This is a genomic window from uncultured Mobiluncus sp. (assembly GCF_902488535.1).
Lineage (GTDB): Bacteria > Actinomycetota > Actinomycetes > Actinomycetales > Actinomycetaceae > Mobiluncus.
Genome location: NZ_CABTWO010000021.1, coordinates 20,697 through 33,895, shown reverse-complemented (window position 1 = coordinate 33,895; position 13,199 = coordinate 20,697). Strand labels below are relative to the sequence as shown.

Sequence of the window (13,199 nt, the reverse complement as noted above, 5' to 3'; positions counted from 1 at the left end):
GGGATTGTCCAGAGCTACCGCGAGGAGGTATCTGACCAGTGATGTCACTGGGAATCCTGGCGTGGTCAGGATTGATTACCGTAAGGCCAGGGCCACAAAGTATTCCACGGTGGCGAAGAGAACACTACAACGGGTTTGGGTGCTATCAGGATGCCAATGCGGTAAATATTTGGCAGTATCGATGCGTGTTTGGCTTGATTCCCTTGAAACGCATGAGGAACTGGTGATAGGAAGAGCCGGGTATAGCCAGAAAATACGTGACGAGTTACTGGGAATGTCTGCTTCTACGATAGACCGGTATCTCAAAGAAGCCCGCCAATCTCTAGAACTGAGGGGCATTTCGAGTACGAAACCGGGAGCATTGTTACGTAACTCGATAAAAATCAGGAAAGCCAGGGATGAGATTGCTGACGAGCCAGGATTTTTCGAGATAGACACGGTGGCGCATTGCGGGCCGAGGGCTTGTCAAGTTTTTTGTGTAAACGGTTTTTATTAAATAGTGGTTGGGAATCAGTCTGGGTAGTGTAGAGCTAGTTCGCCAAGTACTTTCTGCCATCCTTGGATTGCTAGTCCTTCGATTAGTTTGCCTGGTGCTTTTCGGGGGTTGCCTTTGGGTAGGCCGGCTTCTTTAGCTCGTTGCCTGGCTCGTTTGTCTTCGATATTTGTTATCGCTAGCCACATGAGTTTGACAGCGGCTGCATCGGAGGGGAAATGGCCTCTGGTTTTGATGATTTTACGTAGCTGGTAATTCAGTGACTCGATACTGTTGGTGGTGTAGATCGCTTTACGGGTAGCCGGGCCGAAAGCAAGGAACGGGATGAACCTGTCCCAGGCTCGCTGCCAAGCCGCTAGTGTGGCCGGATATTTTTGGCCCCACTGGCTTTTCTCGAAGGCATCCAGCGCCTCCAGTGCGCTGTCTTCGTTAACCGCTGTGTAGATAGGCTTTAGAGCCGCCGCGACGGCTTTGCGGTCTTGGTAGGCCACGAATCGCATTGAGGACCGTATTAGGTGAACCACACAGGTTTGCACGATCGCCCCTGGCCAAGTCGCCGCGATAGCCTCGGGGAAACCAGTTAGCCCGTCGCAGGCGACTATTAACACATCTTTGACGCCACGGTTGGCCAGTTCAGCGCACACACCAGCCCAAAATTTAGCGCTCTCGGCTGCTTGCACCCAAATGCCAAGCACGTGCTTTATGCCATCAAGATCCACGCCGATAGCGATATGAGCGGCCCGGGAAGTGACCCTGTTTTGATCTTTAATTTTGACTTGGATCGCATCTAGAAACATGACCGGATAAAACGCCTCTAGCGGGCGGGTCTGCCAAGCAGCTACCTCGTCTTGGACAGCTTCGGTGATATTCGAGATCGTCTCGTGAGAAATCTGGGTGCCGAAAGTGGCCTCCAGGTGATGACCAATTTCCCTGACCGTCATGCCACCGGCATACAAAGAGATAATCATGTCATCAAGACCCGCCAAGCGCCGCTGACCCGGCGGCAACAGACACGATTTGAAGCTGCCAGCCCGATCCCTTGGCTGATCAATCTTAACCGGGCCAACCTCGGTATGAACCGTTTTAGCCGTGGTGCCATTACGCGAATTACCGCTACCATACCCGGCCCGATCATGCTTGTCGTAACCCAGATGATCCCTCAGCTCAGCCTTCATACCGCGTTCAAGAACAGCTTTAATCAACTCCGGCAAAAACCCGCCTTCACCAGTCAACTCCACGCCACGCTCACCAGAACACGCCACCAAGCAATCAAGTAAATCATCATCAATAAACTCACGACGCAACGCGCCAGCAGCAGATTCCTCAGCAGGAACATCAATCATAGTCATAGTCATAGTAAATCCTCATTTCTTTACTGAACCGACCATTTACACAAACTATTTGACACCCTCCGGGCCGAGCCTCAAGGGAGAGTTCGTCCGTACCCTGACGTTAACCGACGTGAACACGGGCTGGATACATTTAGAAACCCTGAGGAATAACACCCGGGTGCATATGCTCAAAGCTCTAGACTCCGCGATAGAAGCCATCCCGTACCAGGTCCAAGGCCTGGACTGTGATAATGGTAGCGAGTTCATTAACCGGGAAGTCATTAACTGGGCATCTAGCCTGGACGTATTCTTCACATGCTCGCGCCCTTACAAGAAGAACGACCAGGCACATGTGGAATCTAAAAACAACCATGTAGTGCGTAAATACGGCTTCCACTACCGTTATGACACACCCGAAGAATTGAAAGTCCTGCGCAAGCTATGGAAAACAGTGTGCTTACGTATGAACCTGTTCACTCCTACCAGGAAACACATAGGCTGGAATCAAGACAGTGTAGGGAGACGTAAACGCGTCTACGACACACCAGCCACACCCCTAGACCGTTTACTAGCCTCCGGGATACTCTCAAGGACACAAATCAAAGAACTACAACAGTTACGTGATTCCACGAACCCTGCCGAGCTAACCCGCGATATCCTACGCTACCAAGCCATACTCACCGACCTAGCCAGAACCCCTACCGAGGCACTCACTATCAGCACGGAACAAAACCACGCTAAACATAAAACCCTACTCACCCAAGGCATCAAAACCCGCAGCGCCTAACCCCCACTTCGCGCTCAAACTAAATGACGCACAACTAACCATTCGCGCTCAAATTGACATGAGGCACCACGATTCGCATCCTCGCGGAATCGAACTCGCTTCGTTCGTTCTCACCAATTTTTCGCTACGCGGTTGTAGAGACGGTTTCGAGCGAAGCATGAGCCAGCGTGTTGCAGTGTGGAGCCACGTTGAGAAAAACGAAGTTTTTCAGACACAACACGATAGTGTTGCGAGTACAGTGGCTAGGAGGCTTTCCCGGTAGAGTTATCTGGAAAGAAAATCTAGGAGGTGCCAATGGAACTGACGGAGACGCTGCGGGAGCGGTTCACGGTTCGCCAGGAGCTATATCCCGAAATCGCTTGGGAGCAAGTTGCCGCCCGGCTCGCCGCGGATTCATTAGCAGCCATCCAATATCTCGAGGCAAGTGGCGGGGAACCGAGCTTTTTCATCTTTGAATCCCGTTGGTTTTTTGCGGACTTTAGCCCCGAAACCCCTGTGGGACGCCGCAACCAGTGTTACGACCGCGCCGCTCGCGAAGGCAGGAAGAAAAACGCGCCCGCCACTAGCGCCACCGAAGAAGCCACAGCCCACGGCGTTACTCTCGTGAGCGAAGCCACGTATTTCGAGATGCAAAAAATTCACCCACTAGACACGAAAACCAGCAGCTGGCTAATGACCCCCCGCGAAGTCCGTGCCGCCGGCGGGGCGATTTTTGGCGACCACCGTTTCGGACGCACCTTCATCTACCACAACGGCGCCGACTCGTATTATTCCGCCCGCGGCTTCCGCGCCTACGTAGAGATTTGATACTACCCCTGCGCCACCCCTATCGCATAGGACGAGCAAGTTTGACGAAATGGGGGAGGCAGGCAAGCACAGCCGGAGCCTGACACCCGTAAGCTGAGTAAGTCCAGGTCTGAATTTCGGATTTCAAGTTGAAATTAATCTGATATCAAATTAATATCTAATTAACTCGTGAGGTCATCACCGCCCTTGAGCTTCTGGCAAACCCGAGAAAGGATCATCATGGACACGACCTCCACTACCCCGGTCGGTTTAGACGGCGTACGGACCAATATTACCGAGAAAACCGCCCGTCACGCACCGGGCATATTTGCTCTACTACTCACAATTGTCACCCTGGTTGGTGGCATCATCCTGGTTTTCTCCTTGGCGATTCAGGAGGACAGCGGAAAACCCCTATCCGTGTGGATGATTGCGCTGGCAGCTTTATGTTTCCTGCTTTTTCCTGTGGCCTTGACGATGATGACCGTGGTTCAGCCCGGCGAGACCCGGGTGCTCACCTTCTTCGGAACCTATATCGGCACTATCCGCGAGCCGGGATACTTCACAGTAATGCCTTTTACCTCGCGTAAAAGGGTCAACGTGCGCATCAACAACTTTGAAACCAATCAGCTCAAAGTAAACGATTTGGATGGCAACCCTATCAACATTGCCGCCATTGTAGTGTGGCAGGTCGCCGATACCGCGAAAGCGGCTTTTGCGGCGCAAAACTACGAAGAGTTTGTCCATGTTCAGTCCGAGGCTGCGCCACGCCATGTCGCTTCGGCCCACCCCTACGACAATTCCTCTGACGGAGCCCCCACCTTGCGTGGTTCGATGGAGCAAGTGGCTAATGAGCTCTCTACCGAAGTGGCCGCGCGCATTACCTTGGCCGGTCTCGAAGTAGTGGAAACCCGCATCTCCACCCTGGCTTACGCCCCGGAGATTGCCCAGGCCAAGTTGCAGCGCCAACAAGCTTCGGCTGTCATCGCCGCGCGTGAACAGATTGTGGAGGGTGCGGTCAGCAAGGTTCAAAACGCTTTGGAACAACTTGAAGCTAGCGACGTTGTGACCCTGGATGAAGAACGCAAAGCCGCCATGATTTCAAACCTGCTGGTGGTGCTGTGTTCCGATTCGCAAGCGACACCAGTCCTGGGACGCTGTATAACTAACACCTCGAGTCAATCTATGGAGTGAATCCCGACCTAATGGCTGAGCGCAAACAACTCCTCCTTCGGCTTGACCCAGCGATCTACAATGCAGTAGCTCGCTGGGCCGCCGATGATATACGCTCCGTGAACTCCCAAATCGAAGTCCTAATCCGCAACGAGCTGCGCGCCGCGGGAAGGCTCCCTTCGGAGGCCAAACCCCCACGCCGCCCCGGACGCCCCAAGAAAGATACTGAATAGCGTCACGAGAGTCGCTGCACGCCCCGAGTTTTCACCCGGTTTCAAAGGCAACTGATGCTCCTCCTCTCACTGCAGCAACCCCATTTTCTGAGCAATCGCAATATTGACTTTCAAAACGTTGACGGTTTCCTCCCCAAAAACCCCCAAAAGCCTACCTTGGGTGTTGTCTTTCACAATCGCAGCAATTTCGTCTGCTTTCAGACCCGAAGCCTTAGCGATGCGGGGAATTTGGATTTCAGCTGCCTGGGGGGAAATGTGTGGGTCGAGGCCGGAGCCCGAGGCGGTCAGCAAGTCGGCGGGAATGTCCTCACGCTTAATATCTGGGTTCTTTTCCAAGAAAGCCTTCAAATCGGCTTCGACTCGTTTCGACAGCTCCGGATTGGACGGCGCATAGTTGTTAGAACCCGAGGCAAGTCCGGGAAACTTCGAGCCATCGTTGTAATACTGCTTGCCCTCTTTTTCCACGTAAACGTTGTAGTGGTACGCCGAAGGTCGACTCCACATATAGTATTCCTTTGTGGTTTCCTGACCCACAAACTCAGATCCTACGGTCTTCCCGCCCGCAGAGATTAGGTTCCCCTCAGCCTGATGCGGAAAAATCAACATGGATAGCCCCGTCAAAACGAGCGGGAAAAACAGCCCGCACACGAGCAGCAACGCCACCGAAACAAGCACAGTTTGCCGAGTTTCGCGAAGCATTTTCTTCTGGTTGGTTTTCATTGTCGTGTCCTTTCTAAATTGCTACATTCCCAAAGCGGCAATAAACGGCGCTACTAGCTTGTCAATGAGCATGATTCCGATAAAGGGCGTGATGATACCGCCGATACCATAAATCAACATATTTCTGCCCAGCAGCCGACCAGAGGAAAGCGGGCGATACTTCACGCCTTTCATCGCCAGGGGAATCAGGCAAGGAATAATAATGGCGTTGAACACGAGAGCGGAAAGAATCGCACTATTCGGAGAACTCAAATGCATAATATTCAACACTCCCAGTTCCGGAATCTTCACCATAAACATGGCCGGAATAATCGCGAAATACTTAGCAATGTCATTCGCAATCGAAAAAGTCGTGAGACTGCCGCGGGTAATCAACAGTTGCTTGCCAATTTCCACGACTTCAATCAACTTTGTCGGGTCAGAATCCAAATCCACCATATTCGCGGCTTCTTTGGCTGCGCTTGTGCCGCTGTTCATGGCCAGACCGACATTCGCCTGCGCCAGAGCCGGGGCGTCATTAGTCCCGTCCCCGGTCATCGCCACAATCTTGCCTTCTGACTGTTCCTTTTTGATGAGGCCAATCTTGTCCTCCGGTTTGCACTCCGCCACGAACCCATCCACCCCGGCTTCATGGGCAATGGTCGCGGCCGTCAAAGCATTGTCCCCGGTGCACATGATGGTTTTGATTCCAATAGCACGCAGCCGCGCGAAACGCTCCACCATCCCCGGCTTCACCGTGTCTTTGAGATAAATCACCCCGAGAATCTGCGCGTCCTCACACACCACCAGGGGCGTGCCGCCAAGTCCGGCGACTCTCTCCACTTCCGCGCAGAGATCCTCTGGAACGCTTCCCCCCTGGGATTTCACGTATTGTTCGATGGCATCGGGAGAACCTTTACGGAGTTTCGTTCCCTCCGGGAGGTTCAATCCACTCATCCGGGTCTGAGCCGTGAACGGAATAAACTCACCACTACTCGCCTCAGCGGTGTTATCCCCCATTTGTCGCGCTAAATCCAAGGTGGATTTGCCCTCGGGAGTCTCGTCTTGAAAACTGGTCAAAGCCGCGCAGCGCAGCAAATCAGCCAGTGAACTCCCACCTACCGGAACGAACTCAGCCGCCAGACGGTTGCCGAAAGTAATCGTACCGGTCTTGTCCAAAATCATGGTGTCCACGTCTCCGCAGGCCTCAACCGCCTTTCCCGACATAGCAATGACATTGAAGCGCGTCACCCGGTCCATGCCCGCAATACCGATGGCGGAGAGTAGCCCGCCAATAGTGGTTGGGATGAGGCAAACCGCCAGGGCAATCAACGTGGAGGTTTGCAGTTGCACCCCGGAGTATGCCGCCATCGGAAAGAGCGAGACGATGACCACGAGGAAGATGATGGTGAGGGACACCAGGAGCGTGTTCAGGGCTATCTCGTTCGGGGTCTTCTTGCGGGAAGCCCCTTCCACGAGTTTAATCATGCGGTTAAGGAAACTGTTGGTCGCCTCGGTGGTGATGCGGATTTTCAGCCAATCAGACACCACGGTCGTCCCGCCGGTGACGGAACAGAAATCCCCGCCGGATTCGCGCACCACCGGGGCGGATTCCCCGGTGATTGCCGATTCATCCACCGAGGCAATGCCCGCAATGACTTCCCCGTCTCCGGGGATGATTTCCCCTGCTGAAACCATCACGACATCACCGACTTTGAGGTCACTGGCCGCAATGGTGGTTTCCGTGCCATCGTCTGTCACGAGACGGGCTGCGGTGCCTTTCTGGGTTTTCTTGAGGCTAGCGGCCTGCGCCTTCCCTCGCCCCTCCGCTACTGACTCCGCAAAGTTCGCGAACAGCACCGTCACCAGCAGCACCACGCACACGCAGATGTTGTACCCACGCAGATTTGTGTTGTTCACGTCCCCGAACACGCTGGGGAAAATGGACAGCACGAGGGTAACTAAGAAGCCGATTTCCACGACGAACATGACGGGATTTTTCATCATATAGACGGGATTCAACTTGGTGAACGAGCCGATAATGGCCTGACGAAAGATGTCAGGGTTGATTAGTTTCTGGTTTTTCTTACTCACGAGATTCTCCTTTATGCCCACAGGGTGAGATGTTCCGCGATGGGGCCGAGCGCCAAGGCGGGGAAAAAGGTCAGTGCAGCGAAAATATAGACGACACAGACCAAAATGATGGCGAAAGCAGCAGTATCGGTGTGGAGAGTTCCGGTCGACTCGTTGACAAACCGTTTCTTCAGCAGTGACCCGGCGATGGCAAGCTGTAACACTATGGAAAGATAACGTCCGAAGAACATCACTAATCCGGTGGTCACGTTCCAGAACAGGGTGTTGTCAGCCAGCCCCTCGAAGCCCGAGCCGTTATTCGCCGCCGAGGATGAATACTCATACAGCACCTGGGACAGCCCGTGATAGCCGGGGTTAGTGATTCCTTCCAATCCAGCGGGGAAAGCCACCGCCAAGGCGGAGAAACTCAGAATCAGGAACGGATGAATGATGATGCACAGCGCCGCGAGTTTCATCTCGCGTCCCTCAATCTTTTTGCCAAGATATTCCGGGGTGCGCCCAATCATCAGCCCGCAGATAAACACCGCGAGAATGGCGTAGGTGACCATGTTCATTAGACCGACACCCTTGCCGCCGAATACCACGTTCAGCATCATGTGCAGCAACGGAACCATACCGCCCAAAGGTGTCAAGGTGTCGTGCATGTTATTGACTGTTCCGGTCGTAAAGGACGTGGTGGTCGTGGTGAACATGGCGGATTGGGCGATTCCGAAGCGCACCTCTTTGCCTTCCATGCTGCCCATTGACTGATTGAGCCCCACCTGGGCCAATGCCGGGTTACCTTGGCTTTCTGCCCAGAAACAAATTCCTAAACCGATGAGGAAGATAATCCCCATAGCAGCGAAGATGCTGCGTCCTTCAGACCCGAACCAGCGGGTGATGAGTTCCGTTCGATGCAGCGCGCCGCCCACCGGCAAAGTCGCTTGTTTACGGTCTCGAACCATGAGTCCAAAGGTGATGACGCAGGCTCCGGGGAGAAGCATCATGGAATACAGCTCAATCAGATTGGAGATGATGGTGGGGTTTTCAATCGGGGTGCTGGAATTCGCGCCCAGGTATCCACCGCCGTTGGTGCCGAGGTGTTTAATGATTTCCAAGGCCGCAACCGGGCCCATAGCGATAACCTGTTTCGTCCCTTCCAGGGTCGTCACCACCGCGGAGGCGGAAAAGTTCTGAGGAACACCCTGCCAGACAAGAAGCAGGCCGCCGAAAAGCGAGAAGGGCAATAGCACCCTGGTGGTGACCCGAACGAGATCCACAAAAAAATTCCCCACCTGGTCTTTCGAGCGACCAGCCAGGCCTCGAATAAAGGCGATACAGGCAGCATAACCGGATGCCGCGGAAACGAACATCATGAAGATAATGACGAGCATCTGGGAAAGATACGACAGCCCTCCTTCCCCGGAATAGTGTTGAAGATTCGTGTTCGTCATAAAACTGATAATGGTGTTGAAAGACAGCGATTCTTCCATTGCCCCAATACCATTGGGATTAAACAGGGGAATAAACTGAATACGCAGGATGAGATAGCCCAACAAGATCATGACAGCATTAGTCGCCAGCAGCGACAAAGCATATCTCCACCAGGACATATTCTGAGTCTTATCAACTTCACTAATCCGATAGATGGCCTCATCCACGCGATTAAACACAGGATCACAGAAAGTACGTTTCTCAGCGGCCACATGATAAACATAGCTGCCGACGGGGATGACCAGTATTATGTAGATTAATACGGTCAATAATAGTTGCAACATATAAATTCCTCCGGTTCAACTAGAACTTTTCGGGGTGGACGAGCGCATAAATCAAATATCCGCCAAGCAACACAACCAGGACTCCCAGAATTTCCATTTCTCTCTCCTTAGTTATCTTCTTCCACTTGCCGACGACACCAGTCGATAAGCAATACGATCAAGCCAACACTGCCCGCCAAAGTGGCAAGCATTATAAAATCCATCATGAAACCATGCTCCTTTCAGTAAGGCAAGCATCAGTGTAGCAGTGAAGATATAAACATGGTCTAAAGACGTTATTGCCGGTATTAATAACACATTAAGAATTATGTCTCCCCAGTTCAGCCAGTATTATTGGATCTCAACTTTGTCCGCACCCCCGGGTTTATTAATACTTTCTTAATCTCATTAGGAGCTTTATTAATGTTTCACCAATCTCAGCCGTGTTAGACTGGCATCACTAAAGAAAGTGTGTCGAGTTGAATAATTACGAAACGTCCTTTCCTCCCGAAAGCTCTCACCCGCGCCGGGGTGAACTCAAGATATTCTTCGGTTACGCCGCCGGAGTGGGAAAAACCTACGCTATGTTAGAGTCGGCACACCAAGCACAGACCAGCGGCGTTGATGTGGTGGTGGGATACGTAGAGCGTCACACTAGGCCTGACACCCTGGCTCTTTTAGGTGGTTTGGAACAGATTCCCACCCGAAGCATGACCTACCGGGGCACGGATTTGCACGAGTTTGACTTGGACGCAGCGCTTCAACGCCGCCCCCAGATTATTCTCGTGGACGAGTTGGCTCATTCCAACGCCCCTCAGTCCCGCCATCTCAAGCGATACCAGGATGTCGAGGAACTGCTTCGCGCCGGTATTGATGTCTTTACGACAGTAAATGTCCAACATTTGGAATCATTGAATGACCTCGTCGCCCAGATTACCCACATTCAGGTGAGTGAACGCGTCCCAGATTTTATTTTTGACTCCGCAGCTCAGATCGAGCTGGTGGATATAGAACCCGATGATTTGATAACCCGACTCCAAACCGGCAAGGTGTATCGCCAACAGCAGGCCGCTGCTGCACTCGATAACTTCTTCACGCGAGACAACTTGAGCGCACTGCGCGAGATTGCCATGCGGCGCACTGCTGACCGGCTGAGCCTCCAAGCTCAGAAAACCGACAACGAAACCGCCATGAAAGCCTCCGAACACATCCTGACCTGTCTATCCAGTTCACCGACGAACCCGACTGTAATCCGCACTGCCGCCAGAATGTCCGAAGCGTTTCACAGCGGATTCACCGCCCTCTATGTCGAAACAGCCGAATCTAAAGTTCTCAAGGGCGAAGATTTGAAACGGCTGCAGAGCAATATTCGCCTGGCCGAACAGTTGGGGGCGCGAATCGCCACGGTCTACGGGGAGGATCTTGCCTCGCAGATTGCCGAGTACGCGAAAATATCCGGAATCACCAAGATTGTACTGGGACACACCAACCACACTACCTCGCCGTTTTCAGGAAAAACCCTTATCGATAAACTGACGCATTTGCTCGAAAACGTGGATATTTACATTATCCCCGAGGTGCATATGCGCTATCGGAAACGCAGCCGCTTCGTGAAACAACCCAAGATGACTTTTTCCTGGCCGGACACTGCTAAGTCCGTGGGGATTCTTGTCCTCGCCACTGCCATCAGTTTCGCCATGTACGATGCGGGATTGCGTGAGGCGAGCATTATCACCACCTATCTCCTCGGCGTGCTCCTCACTGGAGTGTGGACGAATGGCTATCTCTATGGCATCATCGTCTCTCTGCTCAGCGTGGTGGCATTCAACTTCTTTTTCACAGTTCCTCGTTTCTCCCTTTCCGCTATTGACCCCAACTATCCCATCACTTTCATCGTAATGTTGATTGCTAGTTTGATTGCAACTTCCCTCGCTACCCGGGTGAAACGCCAAGCTCGCCAGTCGGCGCAAAAGGCGTATTCCATGGAGCTCCTAATGAATGGCAACCAGCTCATGCAGCAAGGCAAAGACGAGTCGGACATACTGAAGATCGCCGCCACCCAGTTGAGCAACCTGTTGGATCGACCGATTCTCTACGCCCTTTTAGGAAGGGATGACAAGATGTCTTTCCAGGTTGTTCCAGCTTCTGAAGCCCAGAGCTTGTACCGAACCATTAATCAAGAAGAACTTGCGGTGGCAGATTGGGTGGCGAAAAACGGCAAACACGCCGGAGCGACAACCACCACTCTGACCAATGCCAAGAATATGTACCTCGCAGTGCGCGGCAATCAGGGGTCTATGGCTATAGTTGGGATTCCTTTCCAGTTCTATCCCCACTTGGATGCTTTCGAGAAAAACCTCATGATTGCCATGTTGGAAGGTTGCGGTTTGATTCTTGAACGCAGGCGGCTGCGCGACGAAAAACAAGCTGCTGAGCTCGAGAAACAACGCGAACAACTGCGGTCTAACCTGTTGCGCGCCATCTCTCACGACCTCTTTACCCCCTTGACGAGCATCAGCGGCAATGCCGGGGTATTGCTGGATACGCGTATCACGGTCGACGAGGAGACGAAGCGTGAAATCTATAACTCTATCTATGACGATTCCATGTGGTTGATTAACCTCACGGAGAATCTCTTGTCGACCACCAAGATTGAAAACGGCTCGATGCAGCTTAATATGAGCGTTGAACTCATCGATGACGTGTTTCGAGAAGCTCTGTCCCACGTTGATCGCCGATCTGCGGAGCATCACATCAGCGTGAAACTCGCGGATGATATGCTCCTGGCAAATATTGATGCCCGACTGGTCATCCAGGTCATAATCAATATCGTTAATAATGCCATTAAATACACTCCGCGAGGTTCCCACATCACCTTGTCGGCTAGGAGAGACGGAGCGAGAGTGCGGGTAACAATTGCCGATGATGGCCCCGGCATACCGGAATCGGCAAAGCAGCATCTGTTCGATATGTTCTATATCGTGAGCGAGGATTCACCAGCAGCCGACAGCCGCCGCGGCTTGGGTCTGGGATTGAGCCTGTGCAAATCCATAGTGGAAGCCCACGAAGGCACCATTACCGTGTGCGACAACACCCCTCATGGAGCTGTGTTTTCCTTTACACTACCCCTAGAGGAGGTTTCAGTTCAGCATGAGTAAGCCGAAAATTCTCGTGGTGGAGGACGACCCCGCCATTACCAATCTGATGCGCACCACGTTGAATTCTCAAAACTACCAGTACCGTGCTGCCAGCAGCGGCGCTTCTGCTATTGAGGAATCCGCCTCATTTTCTCCCGATGTCATTATTCTTGATTTGGGCCTGCCGGACATAGAGGGTGTGGAGGTCATCCACACAATCCGGGGTTGGAGTAGCGTGCCGATTATTGTGGTAAGCGCCCGCACTGAAGACCAAGACAAAGTGGAAGCCCTGGACGCGGGAGCAGATGACTACCTCACCAAGCCTTTTAGCGTGGAGGAGTTTCTAGCGCGGTTGCGTGTTTCCCTGCGGCGCAGCCACGCGGGGGAATCCCCCACTGCTGAAGTCAGTACTTATGAAAACGGCGAGCTGCAGATTGACTACGTGGCAGGAACCGCGAGTTTTCAGGGCACGGAACTGCACTTGACCCCGATTGAGTACAAGCTGTTGCGTCTGCTGGCAAAGCACACCGGCAAGGTCTTGACCCACAACTTTATTTTGAAAGAAATTTGGGGAAACGCTTTGCCTTCTGACATTGTGTCCTTACGGGTGTTCATGGCCACTTTGCGCAAGAAAATCGAGAGTAATCCTGAGAAACCCCAATATATCCAGACCCATGTCCGGGTTGGGTACCGGATGATTCGTCAAGAACCCCCGCCATCAGGCAGCTAG

10 protein-coding genes and 1 pseudogene are annotated in these 13,199 nt (G+C 52.8%); 6 read left to right on the top strand and 5 right to left on the bottom strand.

All coding sequences use genetic code 11. The features are described 5' to 3' along the window. Window positions 1-496: pseudogene (locus RDL66_RS07685) on the top strand (integrase); the annotation flags it as partial. A 14-nt stretch (window positions 497-510) separates the two neighbouring features. On the opposite strand, the gene RDL66_RS07680 reads toward RDL66_RS07685, so the two are convergent. Continuing rightward, the gene (locus RDL66_RS07680) at window positions 511-1,842 is read right to left on the bottom strand and encodes an IS256 family transposase (RefSeq protein WP_374042917.1); all 1,332 of its coding nucleotides are present in this window, start codon (window positions 1,840-1,842) and stop codon (window positions 511-513) included. Window positions 1,843-1,894: 52 nt separating this feature from the next. Between RDL66_RS07680 and RDL66_RS07675 the strand changes: the two genes are divergently transcribed. From RDL66_RS07675 to RDL66_RS07665, 3 genes are all read left to right on the top strand, one after another. Then, the gene (locus RDL66_RS07675) at window positions 1,895-2,611 is read left to right on the top strand and encodes a transposase family protein (RefSeq protein ID WP_308536304.1); all 717 of its coding nucleotides are present in this window, start codon (window positions 1,895-1,897) and stop codon (window positions 2,609-2,611) included. 294 nt (window positions 2,612-2,905) lie between these two features. Beyond that, complete coding sequence (locus tag RDL66_RS07670; protein WP_308536303.1) at window positions 2,906-3,418, top strand: DUF4256 domain-containing protein; 513 nt, start codon at window positions 2,906-2,908, stop codon at window positions 3,416-3,418. Window positions 3,419-3,637: 219 nt separating this feature from the next. Further along, the gene (locus RDL66_RS07665) at window positions 3,638-4,591 is read left to right on the top strand and encodes an SPFH domain-containing protein (RefSeq protein WP_308536302.1); all 954 of its coding nucleotides are present in this window, start codon (window positions 3,638-3,640) and stop codon (window positions 4,589-4,591) included. 278 nt (window positions 4,592-4,869) lie between these two features. Here the strand turns inward: RDL66_RS07665 and kdpC are convergent, their stop codons facing one another. From kdpC to kdpF, 4 genes are read right to left on the bottom strand one after another with little or no spacing between them, the layout of a single operon-like run. Then, window positions 4,870-5,523 carry a potassium-transporting ATPase subunit KdpC gene (gene kdpC / locus RDL66_RS07660; protein WP_308536300.1) on the bottom strand — a complete coding sequence of 218 codons (654 nt, stop codon included), beginning with the start codon at window positions 5,521-5,523 and terminating at the stop codon, window positions 4,870-4,872. Between the two features lie 21 nt (window positions 5,524-5,544). After that, window positions 5,545-7,596: a potassium-transporting ATPase subunit KdpB gene (gene kdpB / locus RDL66_RS07655; protein ID WP_308536299.1), complete on the bottom strand. Its 2,052-nt coding sequence runs from the start codon at window positions 7,594-7,596 to the stop codon at window positions 5,545-5,547. A gap of 11 nt (window positions 7,597-7,607) precedes the next feature. Beyond that, a complete protein-coding gene (locus RDL66_RS07650) occupies window positions 7,608-9,353 on the bottom strand; it encodes a potassium-transporting ATPase subunit KdpA (protein WP_308536298.1) in 1,746 nt (581 codons plus the stop codon). Between the two features lie 19 nt (window positions 9,354-9,372). After that, a complete protein-coding gene (kdpF, locus tag RDL66_RS09035; RefSeq protein ID WP_374042918.1) occupies window positions 9,373-9,450 on the bottom strand; it encodes a K(+)-transporting ATPase subunit F in 78 nt (25 codons plus the stop codon). A gap of 361 nt (window positions 9,451-9,811) precedes the next feature. Between kdpF and RDL66_RS07645 the strand changes: the two genes are divergently transcribed. Both RDL66_RS07645 and RDL66_RS07640 read left to right on the top strand, forming a co-directional pair. Next, a complete protein-coding gene (locus RDL66_RS07645) occupies window positions 9,812-12,490 on the top strand; it encodes a sensor histidine kinase KdpD (RefSeq protein ID WP_308536296.1) in 2,679 nt (892 codons plus the stop codon). Continuing rightward, on the top strand, window positions 12,483-13,199 hold the full coding sequence (locus RDL66_RS07640; RefSeq protein WP_308536295.1) for a response regulator transcription factor: 717 nt from the start codon (window positions 12,483-12,485) through the stop codon (window positions 13,197-13,199). Before RDL66_RS07645 ends, RDL66_RS07640 begins: the two co-directional genes overlap by 8 nt.

Coding starts and splice junctions, on each gene's coding strand:
- RDL66_RS07680 (WP_374042917.1), bottom strand. CDS start 1,842: ATGACTATGATTGATGTTCCTGCTGAGGAATCTGCTGCTGGCGCGTTG.
- RDL66_RS07670 (WP_308536303.1), top strand. CDS start 2,906: ATGGAACTGACGGAGACGCTGCGGGAGCGGTTCACGGTTCGCCAGGAG.
- RDL66_RS07665 (WP_308536302.1), top strand. CDS start 3,638: ATGGACACGACCTCCACTACCCCGGTCGGTTTAGACGGCGTACGGACC.
- kdpC (WP_308536300.1), bottom strand. CDS start 5,523: ATGAAAACCAACCAGAAGAAAATGCTTCGCGAAACTCGGCAAACTGTG.
- RDL66_RS07650 (WP_308536298.1), bottom strand. CDS start 9,353: ATGTTGCAACTATTATTGACCGTATTAATCTACATAATACTGGTCATC.
- kdpF (WP_374042918.1), bottom strand. CDS start 9,450: ATGGAAATTCTGGGAGTCCTGGTTGTGTTGCTTGGCGGATATTTGATT.
- RDL66_RS07640 (WP_308536295.1), top strand. CDS start 12,483: ATGAGTAAGCCGAAAATTCTCGTGGTGGAGGACGACCCCGCCATTACC.